Below are 551 nucleotides of genomic sequence, written 5' to 3' on the forward strand. Positions count from 1 at the left end.
AAGCTCGGCCTGAAAAGGTTCCGGAAGCTCTTCGGCGTTAATCTGCCGCTTCCTGGAGAAAGTCATCTGGCTCGCCAAATTCCATTTGAAACTCAGATTGATGCCATGAGGGGCATCGCCCACCTGCGGCGCGCCATTGGTGGCACCCACTGGCGACGCAAATACGCGTTGCAGGAAGCGGCCGCCCATTCTGCCAAGCATGCCATCGTACAGACCCCACCAGCCTATGCCCTGGATATTGCCCAGTCCCACCGTCAAGTCGTCGGGGCTGAAATAAAGATAGACCTTGCCGCGGTTATCGCGCTCCTTGTTGGCATCATGCCGCCATTTTTCACCGACAATCCCAGCGCCCTTGTCCCTCAACTCCGCGAAAGCCGGTTCCACAGCAGGGTTGCTGGTAATGAATTCCTTGATGATGTTGATCAGCGTTGCTTCGCGCGCTTCGATGGTTTGCTGATCGTCGCCGCTCTGGGTTCTTTCCAGCACAGGCTGGTCGACGCTGTACGGCCAGTTGTTCAATATCAGCGTATCAGCCTTGATGCCGGCGCCCT

Annotated in this window: 1 protein-coding gene (running past both ends of the window); it reads right to left on the reverse strand. The window is 57.0% G+C overall.

This entire window lies inside a single protein-coding gene on the reverse strand: locus tag GJA_RS28765, encoding a T6SS effector phospholipase Tle3 domain-containing protein (RefSeq protein ID WP_038498077.1). The 585-nt coding sequence extends 24 nt beyond the window's left edge and 10 nt beyond its right edge, so the window shows coding positions 11–561 — codons 4 (partial) to 187 (complete); the first complete codon in reading order (the gene reads right to left) occupies positions 547–549. Both codon boundaries (start and stop) fall beyond the window edges.

Source organism: Janthinobacterium agaricidamnosum NBRC 102515 = DSM 9628 (assembly GCF_000723165.1).
Lineage (GTDB): Bacteria > Pseudomonadota > Gammaproteobacteria > Burkholderiales > Burkholderiaceae_D > Janthinobacterium > Janthinobacterium agaricidamnosum.